The following is a 16,826-nucleotide window of genomic DNA, read 5'->3' as shown; positions in this document are numbered from 1 at the left end:
CGTATAATCATCCGAACGACCGTACTAATTTAGGAACAGCATGAAACCCTCCCGTTCTGAATTCCTGACCGTTCGCGGCCTGCGCATGCACGTACGCCACTGGGGCACGCCCGGCGCGCCCAAGCTGTTCATGCTGCACGGCTGGATGGACGTGTCGGCCTCGTTCCAGTTCATGGTCGACTGCCTGCAAGGCGACTGGCACGTGATCGCGCCCGACTGGCGCGGCTTCGGCCAGAGCGCGCGTTCGGGCTTCGATACCTACTGGTTCCCGGACTACGTGGCCGACCTCGACGTCCTGCTCGACCACTACGCCCCGGACGAGGCGGTGAACCTGCTCGGCCACAGCATGGGCGGCAATATCGCCGGCATCTATGCCGGCGTGCGGCCGCAGCGCATCGCGAAGCTGGTCAACCTGGAGGGCTTCGGCCTGCCGACCACGCACCCGAAGCAGTATCCGGGCCGCGTGGCCAAGTGGCTGGACGAGTTGCGCGATCCTCCCGAGATGCGCGGCTATGCCAGCCTGGAGGAAGTGGCGGCGCGCCTGCGCAAGACCAATCCGCGCCTGGCGCCCGAGCGCGCCGCCTTCCTGGCCGCCCACTGGGCCGAGCAGGACCGCGACGGCCTGTGGAAGATCCTGGGCGATCCGGCGCATAAAATGAGTTCGCCGCTGCTGTACCACGTCGACGAGATCATGGCTTGCTGGAGCGCGATCACGGCGCCGGTGCTGTGGGTCGAGGCCGAGGACACCGATATGTGGCGCTGGATGGGCGCCAAGGAGCAGGCGCGCGCCGAGGTCGACCGCAGGATGGCCTACCTGAAGGACGTGACGCCGCGCATGGTGCCGCAGGCTGGCCATATGCTGCATCATGACCAGCCGGAACTGCTGGCAAGCATGGTCGAGGAATTCCTGGCCGTCACCTGAGCACCTTGCCTGGCCGCATCGTCAGCGCACTCCAGGTGTGGCGCAGCGTGGCCAGCAAGGTCACCAGCGCCACCCCGGCCAGCGCCAGCCAGGGCATCGAATACATGCGCGGCGCATGCTCGACGAAGCCGGCCCGGTAATGGCCGAGCGCGAGGAAGGCCAGCGGCAGGCCGAGCACGGCGGCCACCCCGACCAGGCTGCCCAGTTCGCGTCCAAGCAGCATGGCGATCTGGGCGCGGCCGGCGCCGTAGAGCTTGCGCAGCACGATTTCGCGCGCGCGCCGCTGCACGATCGAGGCCGACAGCGCGACCATGCCGAAGGCCGTGATCGCCAGCGCGATCAGGGTGGCCAGCGCCAGCAGCCGGGCCAGGCGGCGGTCGTCGGCATAATTGGCGGCCAGTACGTCGCCCGCACGCTCGGTGTGCATGATGGCATGCGGGAAGTAACGGTTCCATAGCGCCGCCACGGCGCGCTCGGCGTCGGGCATCGACGCGGTGCTGCGCACGCTGAGCACGGCGGCCCAGTCGGTATTGAGCACATACAGCGTGGCGCGCGGCTCGTCGTGCAGCGAGCGGAAGCGCAGTTCGGGGGCGATGCCGAGCACGCGATAAGGAATCATCTTGCCGTCGTCCCCCGGGTGCAGCAAGGTCTGGCCCACTGCGGCCTGGGGAGTGGCGAAGCCGAGCTGGCGCGCGGCGATGGCATTGATCACGACCGGCCCGACCGCGTTTTCCTGGTCCAGGCGCGGATCGAACAGGCGGCCTGCCACCGGTTTCAGGTCATACACCTCGAAGAAATTGGTGTCGACCATCTTCGTTTCTGCCGAGACGCTGGCGCCGCCGTCGCGCTTGATGTCCTGGATCAGGCCGTTGCCGGAGCGTCCGACCACGTGCTCGGACAGCACCATGCCGTGCACGCCGGGCTGCTGGCCGAGCGCCGTCATGAAGCCGCGCACGGCCTCGTTCTTCTTGCCGCGCTCGGGCAAGTCCACGATCAGCAGCGGTGACGCGTCGAAGCCGGGCGAGGCATTGATCGCGAAGCGGGTTTGCAGCGCGATGCCCATGGCCAGGCTGGCCAGGCCGACGGCGGTGGCGATCTGCAGCACGGTCAGCGCCTTTGCCAGGTGCGTACCGGCGCGCGACTCGGTATTGGCGCGTCCGGCCAGGGCCTGGGCGGGGCGCACACGCAGCGCCGTCCAGGTTGGCTGCAGGCCAGCGACCACGCCCAGCATGATGCCGATCAGGAGCGCCGCCGCCACGTTGGCGGGCGCGAACAGCCCATCCAGCTTGCGGTTGACCAGTTCGGCGAACAGGGGCAGGGCGAACCAGGCCAGCAGCAGGCCCAGCAAGGTCGCCAGCAGCGACACCAGCAGCGACTCGGCCATGAATTGCAGCACGATCCGGCGCACGCTCGCGCCCAGCACCTTGCGCATGCCGATTTCGCGCTGGCGCCGCAGGACGCGCACCGTGGCGAGGTTCACGTAATTGATGGCGCCGATGACTAGGATCAGCAGCGCCACCACGGCCAGTCCGGTCACCGTGGCGCGGTCGCCCCGATCGCCGGGCGGCGAGACGGGATTGCGCGCCACGTCACGGTCGAAATACGCTTCGCGCAGCGGTGATAGCGCCAGGTCCATCACCTTGCGTTCGCCCAGGCGCGCGCGCACGTCCGGCGGCACGCCCTGGACCGCGGGCGCGGTGTCGAGCGCGCGCTGGAGCGCCGCCGCCACTTGCGGCACCGCATCCGGGTTTTCGATGCGGAGCAGGAGGCGGCCCCAGGCGCCATGCTCGCCGGTCTGGAGCTCGGTGCGCATGCCCGGGTCGTTCAAGACGGAGCCCACGCCGTACAGGGCCTCGAAGGGAATGGTGGTATTGGCCGGCGGGTCGGGCACGATCGCCGCCACGCGCAGCACCTTGTCGCCGACCTGGACGGTCCGGCCGAGCGCACGCGCGGCGCCGAACAGGCGCCGGGCGGTCGATGCCGTCAACACCAGGCCTTCGGGCCGGGTCAGGGCCGCGTCCAGGTCGCCCTCGAGCGCGCGCAGCCCCAGCACCTGGGTGAAATGGGGCAGCACCAGCAGGCTCGGCATCTTGTGCAGGGTGGCGCCCACTTTGACGGTCGGCGGGTCCGGGCGGAAGAATGCGGTAGCGTCGTCCACCCCCGGGGTCTCGCGTGCGATCGTGCGCAGCAGCAGCGGGGCCTGGTCGAACCAGGGCGCCACGGGGTCGACGTTGAAGCGCTGCTTGACGACGTAGACCTGTTCGACCTGCGGCACGTGGGCGTCGTAGCGCCAGGAGTACTGGACAAAGCCGAGCAGCAGCAGGCAGGCCGCGAAGCCGACGGAAAGGCCCAGGATGGCAATGGCGCTGTAGCCCGGCTCGCGCACCAGGTGGCGCAGCCCGATCCGGAAATCATCCAGTCTCATGGCGCCACCTCCGCCAGGACGGCATCATCGGAAGCGGCAGCGGAGGCGGCTTCGATCCGGCCGTCGAGCAGGCGCACGATGCGTCCGGCCTGGGCCGCGTGCTCGAGCGAGTGGGTGACCATGACCACGGTAGTGCCTTCCTCGTTGATCTGGCGTAGCAGGCGCATCACTTCATCGCCGTGCCCGGTATCGAGGTTGCCGGTGGGTTCGTCGGCCAGCAGCAGGGCGGGGCGCGCCACCAGCGCACGCGCGATGGCCACGCGCTGCTGCTGGCCACCCGAGAGCTGGGATGGGCGGTGCCGGGCCCGATGGCCGACGCCGAGTTTTTCCAGGATCGCCGCCACGCGCTCGCGCCGCTCCGGCCGCGACACCCCGGTGTAAGCGAGTGCCAGCTCGACGTTCTCCGCCACCGTCAATTCTTCGAGCAGGTTGAAGTCCTGGAAAATGAAGCCGATGCGCCCGCGCCGCAAGGCGTTGAGCGCCATCTCGCTGTGGCCCGCGACGTCCCGGCCATCGAACCAGTACTGGCCGCTGTCACAGGTTTCGAACAGGCCCAGCACCGACAGCAAGGTCGATTTTCCGCACCCGGACGGGCCGGTGATGGCCACGTATTCGCCGGCCTGGATGTCGAGCGAAATATGGTCCAGGGCGGTCGTTCTGACCTCGCCGCCGATGAATGACTTGCTGAGGTTGACAAGCTTGAGCATGTGTTCTCCTGTTGGACGATGCGGACGGGCCGCGTGGGGCAAGACTAGTCGACCAGTCGCAGGCGTTCGGCCTTGCCGAACGCGGCGACACTCGACACGATGACCCGCTCGCCGGCAGCGATACCGTCGAGCAGTTCGATCTGGCTATTGCTGCGTCGGCCGACCCGGATCGGTCGCCGCACGGCGCTGCGGCCATCGCCCGCCACCACATAGGCATAGGCGCCGCCGCTGTCGTTGACGAAGGCGCTATTGGGCAACAGCAGGCCCTTGCTGGCCGCGCCGAGGGTGATGCGGGTATCGGCGCTCTGGCCTGGGCGCAGCGAACCGGGCTGCGCCTTGGCAAAGACCAGCTCCACGACGAAGCGGCCATCCTTGATCTGCGGGAATATGCGGCTGACTTCGACCAGATAGTTGCGCCCGTCGACTTCGACGCTGCCGCGGTGGCCGATGGCCACGCGCGTCAGGTAGAACTCGTCGACCTGGGCCGTGAGCTTGAAGCGCGCCGGGTCGTCGATGCGGCCGATGCGCTGGTCGGGCCGCACGGTTTCGCCCACCTGCAGGCGGAAGTCGGTCAGGCGGCCGGCCACCGGGGCACGCACGGCGAGCGCATTGACCGTGTTGCCGACCAGGGCCAGGCCGGTTTCCAGGCCCGCGATCGCCTTTTGCATCTGGCGCACCACATCCTGCTTGATGGCCAGGTCGGTGCGCGCCGCGCTGTTGGCCTCGGCCAGCAGGTGGCGCTGCTGGGCCAGGCGGTCGGACGCTTCTTCGGCCTGGGCCGGCGACAGGAAGCCTTTGGCAGCCAGTTCGGCGGCGCGCTGGTGGTGCTTGCCCGCCTGCGCCGTTTCATAACTGAGTTCGGAGATGCGGCGCTGGTGGTCGGCGCGGCTCGTTTCGAGCGCGACCCGCATGCTTGCGAGGTTGGAAATCTGCTGGGCGTGCTCGGATTGGCGGGCCAGCAAGTCGAGGTGGCGCTGCGGGTTCGACAGGCGAAACAGCAGTTCGCCTTTGGTCACGACGAGGCCGTCGCGCGCGATCACTTCCTCGACCCGGCCCGATTCGGTCGAGTCGAGCATCACCGAGGTCAGCGATACCGCCTGGGCCCGCACCACCAGCTCGTCGCGAAACGCGCCGAGCTCGGCGGTGGCGATGTGCACGTCGGCGCGGGCCACTTCCAGCCCGCGCGGCCAGGCAAAGTAGCCAGCGATGGCGACACCGGCCAGCACGGCGGCGGCGAGTCCACGCCAGGGGAGGCGCCTGGCCGTGATGGGGGCATCCATGGCTGCCCCCGTTGCCGGGCCGCTGCGGACAGGGTCAAGGTTCGGCTGGTTCATATCCTGCCCGCTGCGTTGTCCGGCTGGTGCACCTTGGATTCCCCTTGTCCTGAAGAGTGTTATTAGCTTAGCACGGCAATTCCTTTGGTTAGCAATAAATACTACTTGATTGTAGAAATAAAAAACTCTTCAACAGTGAATTGATGCATGCCACATATCTAACGTGTCGAATGCCACACCGTGGAGCCAACAAAAGGCCGCTTGTTATCGGCACGCTCCCGGTGAAGGGACGGACTGTGCGCTATTTGCCGTTGTAATCACACCTCATCCTCAAGGGATAAATTGCCGGTGGGAAACTGCTGTGATACAGTCGCCCCCGAGCGTGCGCCAGTCCGGTCGCACCACAGACCGACAGGATTCACGATGGCTTACCGAGGCGCCTGCGCACTCGCCGCCGGCTTGCTGCTCGCAGGCTGCGCCATGCCCTACAGCCCGGCCCCCGTGGCCAGCAATTTTCCCAGCACCCACCAGCTCAAGGTACAGGCCGCGGCCCATTGGGGCGTGATCGCGCGCCATATGGCCACCGAACTGGGACCGACCCTGAAGACGGCGCCGAGCCGCTCCCTGTACGTGCAGCCGCTGCAAGCGTCGACCTTCGGCGAGGGCGTGAAGACGCATCTGATCACGGCCCTGGTCAACGATGGCTTCGTGGTCGTCAAGCATCCGGCGCCGGGCGCCCTCAAGATCGAACTCGACACGCAAGTGGTCGCCTTCTCGGCCGACCGTCCGCAGTACCGCTACGCCGGCCTGCCGACCGCGCTGGCCAGCGGCGCCTGGGTCCTGACCAGCATCCAGCACAGCCCCGAGTGGCTCGTCACGGCCGGCATCTACGGCTACGACGCGCATCGCTGGTTCACCGCCCAGTTCGCGCCAGGCGACACGCCGAAGACCGAAATGATCGTGACCGTCTCGGTGGCGGACGAGCAGCGCTATTACGCGCGCAATACCTCGGTCTACTACACCAACGACGAAGACGTGTCGCTGTACGACGCCGCCCTGGCGGCGAAGCTGGCCCCACCGGCGCCGGCATCGAAGACCTTCGCGGTCAAGGACCATTGAGCCGACTATGCGCACATTGAAACTATCGGCGGCCGCGCTGGGCCTGGCCTTGCTGCTGGGCGGCTGCGCGCTGGTCGAGCAGCCCAACTACACCTCGGTGAGCGCGAACGATTTCGTCGCCGCCAACTATCGCGCGGCCGACGCGTTGCAGGCCCAGCTGGCCGGCAAGCTGGGCGGCGACCAGCCCCTGATCATGGCCACCCTCGTCAACATCGACGCGCTCGAGCGCAGCTCGATGCTGGGCCGCGTGGTGTCGGAGCAGATCGCCACCCGCCTGGCCCAGGGCGGCTTGCCGGTGCTGGAAATGAAGCTGCGCAACAGCGTCTACCTGAAGCGCAACCAGGGCGAGCTGATGCTCACCCGCGAGCTGGGCGAAGTGGCCGGCACGCACAATGCGCAGGCGGTGGTCGTGGGTTCGTATGCCGAGACGCGCGACACCATCTTCATCAACGTCAAGGTGATCCAGCCGACCACGAATCTGGTGCTGGCGGGACATGACTACGTGCTGGCGAAGCAGGGGACGATCCGTTCCATGCTGGTGCCGGACTAAACAAGACGACCCGTCGTACGATCTCCGGCAACTGGTTGCGCATCCAGCGCAGCGCGGCTTCTTCCAGCGGCTCTGGCGCCAGCGCCAGCGCAGCCATCCGCTCCAGCACATCCGCCCCGATCCCGTAGACGGCGTCCGTGCTCCCGATCGCGGACACGAAGCGCTGCGCCACCGGGCCGACCGGCCCGCCTTGCGCGCGATAGCGCTGCAACTCGCCCATCAGATGCAGGGCGAGGGCAGGCTGGTCCGCATCAGGCCGGGTTGCCGGCGGCATGCAGTTCGCGCACCAGCGTCTCCACCAGTTCCGCCGCCGGCATGGCCCGCGCGAGCGGCGCGCCTTGTCCGGCCCAGTGCGCCGCATATTCGTGGTTGCCCGCCTTTGCCGCCGCTGCGTGCAGCTGCTTGGCCGCGTCATAGGCGACCGGGTAGGCGGCCGGGACGCCGGACGCGCCGTGGGCGCTCAAGCGATTGACGATGCCGCGCGCCGGCCGTCCCGAGATCGCCGCGCTCAAGCTGGTGGTGGCGGCGGCTTCGCTCTGCAGCTTGGCGCGGTAGGCGTCGTTCGCCGCCGATTCCGGACTCAGGATGAAGGCGGTGCCGAGCTGCGCGCCGGCCGCGCCGAGGTCCAGCGCCGCCCTGATGCCGGCGCCATCCATGATGCCGCCGGCCGCGATCACCGGCAGCGTTGTCCGCTTGACCAGCAGGCGCACCAGCACCGCCATGCTCAGCCGTTCGTCGGTCGCCTCCGGATCGAACATGCCGCGGTGGCCGCCGGCTTCGATGCCTTGCGCCACGATCGCGTCCACTCCCGCCCGTTCGATGTTCAGCGCCTCAATCAGGTTGGTCGCGGTGGCCATGGTGCGGATGCCGGCCGCGCGCAGCGCCGCCAGGCGCTCGCTCGAGGGCAGGCCGAAGTGGAAGCTGACCACTTCCGGGCGCAGCGCGAGCAACATCCGGAAACTCTCTTCGTCATCGTTGAAAGTGCGATAGATTTCCTCGAGCGACGCTGGCAGGGCCGCGCCGGCTTCATCGAACAATGGCGCCAGGTGGGCAAGCCAGGCGGCTTCGACGCCGGCATCGCGCCGGGCCGGCGCATGGCAGAACACATTGACATTGATCGGCTTATCGGTCAGCGCCCGGGTCTCCTCGATCATCGCGCGCGCCTGCGCAGCCGTGCTCGCGCCGATGCCGAGCGAGCCCAGTGCACCGGCATTCGACACCGCCGCCGCCAGCCGCGGCGTCGACGTGCCCGCCATTGGCGCCTGGATGATCGGATGCTGGATGGACAGCTGGCTGAAGAATGGGTGGGACGACTGCATGGCTGGCTCCTTTCGCGCTTGACTTGTATTCTCAAATCGAGAATGAAGTGATGGTATCATTCTGTTTTGAGAAAAGATATATGGAAACTGAATCTTTACGGATTTTTTGCGCCGTGGCCGCGGAACTCAGTGTGACGCAGGCCGCCGCGCGGCTCGGGCGGGCGCCGTCGAACGTGACGACACGCATCCAGCAACTGGAGGCAGACCTCGGCGCCGAGCTGCTGGTTCGCGTGGGTAAGCGTATCTCCTTGTCGACGGCGGGCGAGCAGTTTCTTGCCTATGCCGAGAGGCTGCTGGCGCTGGAAGACGAGGCGCGCCAGGTCGTGTCGGATGGCGCGTCGGGCGGCGTCCTGCGGATCGGCAGCATGGAAAGCACGGCGGCCAGCCGCCTCCCGGCTGTGCTCGCTGCCTTCCACGTCGACCATCCGGCGACGCAGCTGGTCTTGCGCACCGGCCCCTCGCGTCAGATCGTCGAGCAGGTGAGGGCCGGCGCGCTGGATTGCGCCTTCGCCGCTTTCCCGGACGATGGCGCAGACCTTGCCGAGATGGGTTTGCGGTCGATGCCGGTGTGGGCCGAGGAATTGTCATTGCTGCTTCCGCCCGGCGAGGCGGACGTCGACGACGCCCGGCAGGTGAGGGCGCGCTCGCTGGCCGCCTTCCCGCAGGGGTGCACCTACCGCAGCCTCGCCGAAGAGCGGCTGGGCATCGCCGGCGCCACCGCCTGGCGGGTGCAGGAAATGAACTCGTATCACGCGATGATCGCCTGCGTGGCTGCCGGCGCCTGCGTGACGGTGCTGCCGGCCAGCGTGCTGGCGCTGAGCGGGGCGCCGGCCGCGCTCAAGGCCTTGCCGCTGGGGCGCCTCGACACCTGCCTGGTCTGGCGCGACGGCTTCGCGACGCCGGCATTCCGTGCGTTCGCCGAGCGGCTGCGCGCGGCGTGAGGCGCCGGTGAAGTGCGGGCAAATGCGCGTACAATGTGTCGTTCCAGATACCTCATTTTCCCCATGCTGAAAGTCGACCTCCACTGCCATTCCACCGTCTCCGACGGCGTACTCGCTCCCTCCGACGTGGCGGCTTACGCGCGCAAGGGCGGGGTCGACGTGTGGGCGCTCACTGACCACGACGAGGTCGGCGGCATCAAGGCCGCGCGCAAGGCGGCGGGGGAGCTGGGCATGCGCTTCGTGGCCGGGGTCGAGATCTCGGTCACCTGGGCCAACGAGACCGTGCACGTGGTCGGCCTGCAGGTCGACGAAGACAATCCGGCCCTGGTCGCCGGCCTGGCCGCGACCCGCAATGGCCGCGAAAAGCGCGCGCGCGAGATGGCGGCCCAGCTGGAGCAGGCCGGCATTCCCGGCGCCTACGAGGGCGCGCTGCGCTACGTCGCCAATCCCGACCTGATGTCGCGCACCCATTTCGCGCGCTTCCTGTGCGAGATCGGCGTGTGCGACACCACTTCCGAAGTATTCCGCCGCTTCCTGACCGAAGGCCGGCCCGGCTATGTGCCGCACCGCTGGGCCACCCTGAGCGAGGCGATGGGCTGGATCCGCGGCGCCGGCGGCATTCCCGTGATCGCGCATCCGGGGCGTTACAAATTCAGCGCCACCGCCGAAGGCGTGCTGTTCGACGAGTTCCGCCAGCTGGGCGGCAAGACCATCGAAGTGGTCACCGGCAGCCACACGCCGGACCAGTACCAGACCTATGCCGAGGTAGCGCGGCGCTACGGCTTTTTGGCCTCGCGGGGCACTGATTTCCATGCGCCGGGCGAGGCGCGGGTCGAGTTTGCCGAGCTGCCGCCGCTCCCATCTGGCGTGACGCCGGTGTGGCACGACTGGTTCTGAAATCACCCGCACGCACCGTACCGTCAGGAAATGAAACAGGCATCTTCGCCTGGTGCGACGGCACGGGCGCTGGCGTGAACCGGTAGCGCCGGCTAACAGTAGTTTGCAGTCCAGCTCTTTGGCCAGTTGCTCGCGATATGGCGCTGCCAGACTTCTTCGGGCACCGCCAGGAACAGATAGTGTTCGCCTTCACGCCAGAGCAGGCGATACTCGTCCGCCAGCAACTGGGCGGCAGGCGCGATGGTGTCCCGGTGGAATTCGGGCAATGCCAGTGCGATCGCATCCAGTGTCTGGGTCGCGTCATCGCAGGCCAGCAGCAGGCGCCGCTCGAGGCCGTCGAAGCGCCGCGTGCATTCGGCGCCGAAGCGGCTGTCGTGCACGGTCAGCGCTTCGCCATCATCGACATAATAAAGATGGACATCCCGGTCGCGATGCTGTGCCTTCCAGTGGTCGACCTGCTCCACCAGCATCCGATAGAGCGTCCCGAGTTCTTGCGGGTAGTCGAAGCCGCGAGCGAAATAATAGGCATAGTCGTCCAGCCGAAAATCATGTTCTTCCTGGAAGGCTTGGGAAAACATGACGTCATAGCAGCGATGATGGCGCGGCTTGCTCGACAGGCCGAAGCGCGCCGGGTCGGCTTGCAGCGGCGCGAAGCGGGTGACGATCGTTTCGGTGCGGCTGACTGGCGGCGTCAGGTGATACAGCTTGGGCAATTGACGCAACATGGCGCGATACCACGCCGCCTGCTCGCCGGGTAAACCATACAGGATGTTGTAATTGATCTGAATCCCGTGCCGGTAGCCGGATTTGAGGGTCAGGACGTTGTGAATGCCGCGCACCCCCTTGTCCATCAGCTTGAGCACTTCGGACGAGAACGATTCGATGCCGGGTTGAAGCTCGACGAAGCCCGCTGCCGCGAAACGGCCCAGGCGCTCGTCGCTCTGGTTGGCCTTGATTTCTCCCATCAGGCGCAGCCGGGGGGAGGTCTGCGCCAGCCGATCGAGCATGTCGTGATAGTACTGGCGCGGAAGGATGTAATCAGAGAAACGATAAATGCGATCGCCATAGCGTTGGCGCATGGCGTCCAGCATGGCCAGCACCTGTTCGGACGATTTGGCGCGATAACGCAGGGTCTCCTCGTCGATGCCGCAGAAGACGCAGTGCTTGTGCTGGCCCCACCAGCAACCGCGTGACGCCTCCACCGGCAACACCTTGCTGTGGACGGTGATGGATTCTTCGGACCGAAGGGCATCGAGGTCGGCGAACCAGTCGGTGTAGTCGGGGGGCGGATTGCGGTTCAGTTCAGCCGCCAGCCCTTTGGAGGCGGGTGGGGGCACGATTTCCGGCCCGGCGCGCACCTGAATGCCGGGAATCCGGGCGAGGTCGTCCCTCCCCACCGAAGCCCAGGCCAGGCGCGCGATTTGCGGTTCGCCGTCCCCGCGCGCCACGCCATCGATCCAGGGGAAGCTGCGAAGCACGTTATCGCCAGGTATCCCTTCGAGCGCATAGCCACCCAGGATCACGGGCAGGTCGGGGCGCCGCATCTTGAGCAAGCGTGCCAGGGCAACCGAGGCGATGGTCTGGTCGAACATGCAGGTGAACCCCACCAGCGTGGGGTGCAAGGCCAGGATGTCGTCGGCGCACTCGGCCAGGTACTGGGGCATGACGTCGTCGCGCAGCCGGAGACAGAGATGCAGCAGCGCTTCGGTCGAGCGGTAGCGGTCTTGCTGGACCGTCGCCGCATGCACCGCGCAGCGCTCGGCAAGGCATGCGGCTTGCTCGTCGTCCAGTTCGCCGTCGAGTAATCCCGTGAACAGGAACTCATTGATGCCCCAGAACGTGGCCAGCATCGAACACGATTGCGCACTGACATACCGCAGCAATCGCAGGTTCAAGTGGCGAACCCGGCAGGCAATGCCCGCTCTGTCCAGCTCCGCTTTCAATGTCGCCAGGCCCAGGGAGGGCTCGGCGTAGGTAGCCCACGGCAGGCTGGCCAGCACGACCTTCGGCGCCGATGTCTCCATGCCCTACAGTCTCACCAGGCCGCGCTGGTCGATGACGAGTTCTTCCAGCGGATCGATGCCCTTGACGATCACGACGGTCACGGCCACGGCGACGGCCACGACGGCGATGTTCATCACCGTGCTTCCGGGTGGAAGCAATTGGTTGACGGTGACCAGCCGTTCGATGGCTTCTTTGGACAGCGGCAATTTCAGTTTCTCGGCCACTTCTTGCGGCGCTTCGAGCAGGCGATCGATATAGCGGCCGTCTTGCACCACCTTGTTGTAGAAGTCGAGTGCTTCCTGGGCGGTGCCGCGAGAGATGTCGAGGCGGTTGCCCACCAGCTGTTCGGTGTTGACATAGGCCGCTTCGAGCGCGGTCGTGGAACTGATGTATTTGTTCAGTGCCGGCCAGCGTCGGGAAAGTTCTTCACGGGCAAATAGCTGCTGCTTGAAGGCAATGCGATCAGTCGACTTGCAGTCCATGATGAGCCCCCGGAGTGACGTGATAAGGAGAGCCTAATGGACCGCTCGACGCACTTCAATACAGCGTATGCAGGAGAGAGTGCGACCTTGATTCCTCTCACAACGCCAACCGGCTCCAGGAACTTTCGCTCAGCGGAACACCAGTAATGCACTCGATGCCGCGCGCAGGACGATGTTGCGCCGCTGGCACGCGGGGACCGGTGCAGCGCCAGAAAAAGCTTGTACGCCACCGGTTATCGGCATAGGATACTCCAATTGGAGTATAAGAGGAGTATGTGGGGATGGCAAAGCGCGCACTTTCACAAGCAAGGCTGCCAGACAGCGACAAGGTCACCGTGAATGTCGGCCTGGTCGACCTGGCCCAGGTCGACCTGCTGGTCGATGAAGGTTTTTATTCCAATCGTACCGACCTCGTCCGCGCGGCAATTCGCAACCTGTTGCAGCAACATGCCGACGTGATCCGCCAGGCCGTCGTGCGCAAGCGCTACGTCATGGGCTTGCACCGTTATTCGCTGCGCGAACTCGAGCAGGTCGTGGCTCAGGGGGAGCAGCTTGAAATCAATGTGCTGGGTTTGGCCGTGATCGAAGACGACGTCCCGGTCGAGCTTGCCGTCCAGGCGATCGCCTCGATCCACGTGCTTGGCGCCTTCGTTGCCGCTCCGGCGGTCCGGCAAGCGCTGGCAGACCGCATTTACACCCGTTATGGGAGTTGACATGAAAAACCTCGATCGTTTTATCGGCCAGATGCTGGAATCGGCGCGCCTGGCGCGCGCCAAGGATGTGTCCGGAGCGACCGCCGTGATCCAGCAGGCGCTGGCGCAGGCGGGCCTCGCCACCCCGGAGGCGCACCCGTCGGCCAGCGCGTTTGCGCGCCAGCCGGAATTCGTCGACCTGAACCCGGCGCCCGACTGGAGCCGGCATACGACCGGGCGCTCCGTCCCGCCCCGGCCCGCTGCCCGCCAACCGGCGTCCAGGAAAACGGCGCCCGGCCGCTTCATCGCCGGCAGCCACGGCGGCGAAGCGGGCAGCCGCCGCTACAAGCTGTACATTCCCGCGAAACCGGCCGAGGGCCGCCGGCCGCTGGTCGTCATGCTGCACGGCTGCACGCAGAACCCGGACGACTTCGCGGTGGGCACCGGCATGAACGCGCTGGCCGAAGAGTTCGGCTTCCTGGTGCTGTACCCCGAGCAGGATGGCCGCGCCAACCGTTCCCACTGCTGGAACTGGTTCGAGCCGGGCCACCAGGCGCGCGACGCGGGCGAGCCCGGCATCCTCGCCGGCATGACGCGCCAGGTGGTGCGGGAATACGATGCCGAGCCGTCGCAGGTGTTCGTGGCCGGCATGTCGGCCGGCGGCGCGATGGCGGCGGTGCTCGGCGCCGAGTATCCGGAACTGTTCGCCGCGATCGGCGTCCATTCGGGCTTGCCGGCGGGCAGCGCGCGCGACATGATCACGGGCCTGCAAGCCATGAAGAAACCGGGCCGCGCGCGCAGCCTGCGCGAGGCGGTGCCGGTGATCGTCTTCCATGGCGACGCCGACCACGTGGTCGATCTGGGCAACGGCGAAGCGGTGCTGAAGCAGTTCGTCGGCGCCCACGCCGGCCTGCGCGCCACGCCGCTGCATGCGAGCGAAACGCAGTCCTCGCAGGGCGGACGCCGCGCTACCCAGCGCATCTGGCGCGACGAGGAGGGAAGGGCGATGGCGGAACACTGGATCGTGCATGGCGCCGGCCACACCTGGGCGGGTGGCGATGCGGCCGGCTCGCACACCGATGCGCTTGGCCCCTGCGCCTCGCGCGAGATGCTGCGGTTCTTCCTGCAAAGATAATGCCCAGGCGCCACGGCCCGGTCCGCTAATGGCTGTGCCCTTGATTTTTCGCTGGTCCAGCCCAATCTTGGCATCCTGTCATGAACTCACTGGAGATGTCTGCCATGAAGCGTGTCGTTCTGTTCCTTGCCACCAACCTTGCCGTCGTGCTGGTGCTGACGCTGGTGATCAATCTGTTCGGCCTGGGCCGAGGTGTCTCGGCGCAAGGCATCAATGTCGGCGAACTGGCGGTATTGTCCGTGGTGATCGGCTTCACCGGCGCCTTTATTTCGCTGCTGATGAGTAAACCGATGGCCAAGTGGTCGACCGGCGCGCGCGTCATCGAGCAGCCGGCCAATGCCACCGAGCAATGGCTGGTGCAGACTGTGCGCCGCCTGTCCGAGCGCGCTGGCATCGGCATGCCCGAAGTCGCCGTGTATGACGGCGAGCCCAACGCGTTTGCTACGGGCGCCTTTAAAAACTCGGCGCTGGTCGCCGTCTCCACCGGCCTGCTGCAGAGCATGAACCAGGACGAGGTCGAAGCCGTCCTCGGCCACGAGGTGGCCCACATCGCCAACGGCGACATGGTCACCCTGACCCTGATCCAGGGCGTGGTCAACACCTTCGTCGTGTTCCTGGCGCGTGTGGTCGGTTTCTTCGTCGACAAGGTATTGTTCCGCAAGGAGGGCGAAGGCCCCGGCATCGGGTACTACGCGAGCGTGTTCGTGCTCGAGATCCTGTTCGGCCTGCTGGCCTCGATCATCGTTGCCTGGTTCTCGCGCCAGCGCGAATTCCGCGCCGACGCCGGCGCCGCGAAACTGATGGGCAGCCCGGTGCCGATGCAGCATGCGCTGGCCCGCCTGGGCGGCTTCGCACCGGGCGCGCTGCCGAAAACGATGGCCGCGTCGGGCATTTCCGGCAGCGGCGGCGGCTGGGGCGCGCTGTTCTCGACCCACCCGCCGATGGAGCAGCGCATCGCCGCGCTCCAGCAACTGCGCTAACAGATGAAGGACGTTTAGATGGGCCAATATTTCCAGATCCACCCCGAGAATCCCCAGGCCCGCCTGATCAAGCAGGCGGCGCAGATCGTCAGCAGCGGCGGCATCGTCGCCTTGCCGACCGATTCCGCCTATGCGCTGGTATGCCGCCTGGACGACAAGACGGCGGTCGACAAGCTGCGCCGCATCCGCGGCGTCGACGACAAGCATCACCTGACCTTGCTGGTGCGCGACCTGTCCGAGGTCGCGCAATATGCGCGCGTGGACAATTCACAATATCGCCTGCTCAAGGCCACGATGCCGGGCCCGTACACGGTGATCCTGGAAGCGACGCGCGAACTGCCGCGCCGGCTGTCGCACCCGTCGCGCAAGACCATCGGCCTGCGCGTGCCCGAGAACCGCATCACGCTGGCCCTGCTCGAGGAACTGGGCGAGCCGCTGATCGGCACCACCCTGCAGCTGCCGGGCGACGACCATATGCTGTCCGACCCGGAAGAAGTGCGCGAGCGGCTGGAAAAGCAGATCGAGCTGATCATCGACGGCGGCGCCGGCATGCTGGAGGCGACCACCATCATCGACCTCACCGGCCCCGAACCGGAGCTGGTGCGCGAGGGCAGGGGCGATCCGGCGGCCTTCGGCCTGTAATGCCGGCTTAAGAATTCCACAGGACAAGTGCGTACCGCCCTCTGATAGAATCCCCCTTATGGATGAAACGATACGCAACATCGCCGTCTACGCGCTGCCCGTCCTTTTTGCGATTACCCTGCACGAAGCCGCCCACGCCTACGCCGCTAAATATTTCGGTGATAACACCGCCTATTCCCAGGGCCGGATGAGCCTGAATCCGCTGGTGCACGTCGACATCTGGGGCACCATCGTGATCCCCATCATGATGTATCTGTTCACGCCCTTCGTGTTCGGCTACGCCAAGCCGGTGCCGGTCGAGTTCGGCCGCCTGCGCAATCCGAAGCGCGACATGGCCTGGGTCGCGCTGGCCGGCCCCATCGCCAACCTGATCATGGCCGCGCTGTGGCTGCTGTTCGCGGCGCTGCTGGTGTTCTTCGGCGTCAGCGAGGCGTTTCCGCGCCGCATGGCCGAAGCCGGCATCCTGACGAATCTGTTGATCATGGCCTTCAACCTGCTGCCAATCCCGCCGCTGGATGGCGGCCGGGTGCTGACCAGCATGCTGCCCAACAGCCTGGCCTGGAAATTCGCCCGCATCGAGCCCTACGGCTTCTTCATCGTGCTGGGCCTGGTGTTCCTGCAACTGGTGGGCTATTGGGTGGTGCCGGTGATGCAGCTGGGCCGCTGGATCGTGGACATGATGGTCCTGCCGTTCACTTTCGTGCTGTTCTGACGCCATGCCAGTCGACGCGCCACGC

16 protein-coding genes are annotated in these 16,826 nt (G+C 66.7%); 10 read left to right on the top strand and 6 right to left on the bottom strand.

The window, feature by feature from the left end; genetic code table 11:
* Window positions 1–40 precede the first annotated feature (40 nt).
* Window positions 41–922: an alpha/beta fold hydrolase gene (locus HMPREF9710_RS00370; protein ID WP_005662804.1), complete on the top strand. Its 882-nt coding sequence runs from the start codon at window positions 41–43 to the stop codon at window positions 920–922.
* Here the strand turns inward: HMPREF9710_RS00370 and HMPREF9710_RS00365 are convergent.
* Genes HMPREF9710_RS00365 through HMPREF9710_RS00355 form a run of 3 tightly spaced genes read right to left on the bottom strand, consistent with a single transcriptional unit; the run spans window position 915 to window position 5,334 of the window.
* Complete coding sequence (locus HMPREF9710_RS00365; RefSeq protein ID WP_005662802.1) at window positions 915–3,347, bottom strand: ABC transporter permease; 2,433 nt, start codon at window positions 3,345–3,347, stop codon at window positions 915–917. The genes HMPREF9710_RS00370 and HMPREF9710_RS00365 overlap by 8 nt on opposite strands.
* Window positions 3,344–4,054 (bottom strand): ABC transporter ATP-binding protein, encoded by a 711-nt coding sequence (locus HMPREF9710_RS00360; protein ID WP_005662799.1) that lies wholly within the window; start codon window positions 4,052–4,054, stop codon window positions 3,344–3,346. The genes HMPREF9710_RS00365 and HMPREF9710_RS00360 overlap by 4 nt, the downstream gene beginning before the upstream one ends.
* Before the next feature lie 44 nt (window positions 4,055–4,098).
* On the bottom strand, window positions 4,099–5,334 hold the full coding sequence (locus tag HMPREF9710_RS00355) for an efflux RND transporter periplasmic adaptor subunit (RefSeq protein ID WP_157225395.1): 1,236 nt from the start codon (window positions 5,332–5,334) through the stop codon (window positions 4,099–4,101).
* Window positions 5,335–5,751: 417 nt separating this feature from the next.
* Here HMPREF9710_RS00355 and HMPREF9710_RS00350 point away from each other — a divergent pair, with 417 nt between their 5' ends.
* Window positions 5,752–6,447: a hypothetical protein gene (locus HMPREF9710_RS00350; RefSeq protein WP_005662795.1), complete on the top strand. Its 696-nt coding sequence runs from the start codon at window positions 5,752–5,754 to the stop codon at window positions 6,445–6,447.
* Between the two features lie 7 nt (window positions 6,448–6,454).
* The gene (locus tag HMPREF9710_RS00345; protein ID WP_005662794.1) at window positions 6,455–6,997 is read left to right on the top strand and encodes a FlgO family outer membrane protein; all 543 of its coding nucleotides are present in this window, start codon (window positions 6,455–6,457) and stop codon (window positions 6,995–6,997) included.
* A 251-nt stretch (window positions 6,998–7,248) separates the two neighbouring features.
* Here HMPREF9710_RS00345 and HMPREF9710_RS00340 read toward each other — a convergent pair whose 3' ends face one another.
* Window positions 7,249–8,316 (bottom strand): NAD(P)H-dependent flavin oxidoreductase, encoded by a 1,068-nt coding sequence (locus HMPREF9710_RS00340; RefSeq protein ID WP_005662792.1) that lies wholly within the window; start codon window positions 8,314–8,316, stop codon window positions 7,249–7,251.
* An 80-nt stretch (window positions 8,317–8,396) separates the two neighbouring features.
* Between HMPREF9710_RS00340 and HMPREF9710_RS00335 the strand changes: the two genes are divergently transcribed.
* Window positions 8,397–9,257: a LysR substrate-binding domain-containing protein gene (locus tag HMPREF9710_RS00335; RefSeq protein WP_040774817.1), complete on the top strand. Its 861-nt coding sequence runs from the start codon at window positions 8,397–8,399 to the stop codon at window positions 9,255–9,257.
* Between the two features lie 63 nt (window positions 9,258–9,320).
* Complete coding sequence (locus tag HMPREF9710_RS00330; protein WP_005662789.1) at window positions 9,321–10,154, top strand: 3',5'-nucleoside bisphosphate phosphatase; 834 nt, start codon at window positions 9,321–9,323, stop codon at window positions 10,152–10,154.
* A 92-nt stretch (window positions 10,155–10,246) separates the two neighbouring features.
* On the opposite strand, the gene HMPREF9710_RS00325 is transcribed toward HMPREF9710_RS00330, so the two are convergent.
* Both HMPREF9710_RS00325 and HMPREF9710_RS00320 read right to left on the bottom strand, forming a co-directional pair.
* Window positions 10,247–12,178 carry a RiPP maturation radical SAM C-methyltransferase gene (locus tag HMPREF9710_RS00325; protein WP_005662787.1) on the bottom strand — a complete coding sequence of 644 codons (1,932 nt, stop codon included), beginning with the start codon at window positions 12,176–12,178 and terminating at the stop codon, window positions 10,247–10,249.
* 3 nt (window positions 12,179–12,181) lie between these two features.
* Window positions 12,182–12,640, bottom strand: a complete 459-nt coding sequence (locus HMPREF9710_RS00320) for a hypothetical protein (protein WP_005662786.1) — start codon at window positions 12,638–12,640, stop codon at window positions 12,182–12,184.
* A gap of 281 nt (window positions 12,641–12,921) precedes the next feature.
* Between HMPREF9710_RS00320 and HMPREF9710_RS00315 the strand changes: the two genes are divergently transcribed.
* From HMPREF9710_RS00315 to HMPREF9710_RS00295, 5 genes are all read left to right on the top strand, one after another.
* A complete protein-coding gene (locus tag HMPREF9710_RS00315) occupies window positions 12,922–13,353 on the top strand; it encodes a ribbon-helix-helix domain-containing protein (protein WP_005662784.1) in 432 nt (143 codons plus the stop codon).
* A 1-nt stretch (window position 13,354) separates the two neighbouring features.
* Window positions 13,355–14,467 carry an extracellular catalytic domain type 1 short-chain-length polyhydroxyalkanoate depolymerase gene (locus tag HMPREF9710_RS00310; RefSeq protein ID WP_005662782.1) on the top strand — a complete coding sequence of 371 codons (1,113 nt, stop codon included), beginning with the start codon at window positions 13,355–13,357 and terminating at the stop codon, window positions 14,465–14,467.
* Window positions 14,468–14,571: 104 nt separating this feature from the next.
* On the top strand, window positions 14,572–15,447 hold the full coding sequence (htpX, locus tag HMPREF9710_RS00305) for a protease HtpX (protein WP_005662780.1): 876 nt from the start codon (window positions 14,572–14,574) through the stop codon (window positions 15,445–15,447).
* A gap of 18 nt (window positions 15,448–15,465) precedes the next feature.
* Window positions 15,466–16,089, top strand: a complete 624-nt coding sequence (locus HMPREF9710_RS00300; protein ID WP_005662778.1) for an L-threonylcarbamoyladenylate synthase — start codon at window positions 15,466–15,468, stop codon at window positions 16,087–16,089.
* A gap of 58 nt (window positions 16,090–16,147) precedes the next feature.
* The gene (locus HMPREF9710_RS00295) at window positions 16,148–16,801 is read left to right on the top strand and encodes a site-2 protease family protein (RefSeq protein ID WP_005662776.1); all 654 of its coding nucleotides are present in this window, start codon (window positions 16,148–16,150) and stop codon (window positions 16,799–16,801) included.
* The last annotated feature ends 25 nt before the right edge of the window (window positions 16,802–16,826 follow it).

It is taken from the genome of Massilia timonae CCUG 45783 (assembly GCF_000315425.1).
Classification (GTDB): domain Bacteria; phylum Pseudomonadota; class Gammaproteobacteria; order Burkholderiales; family Burkholderiaceae_D; genus Telluria; species Telluria timonae.
Note: the sequence above shows the minus strand (reverse complement) of the source record. Positions and strands in the feature narration are given on the sequence as shown.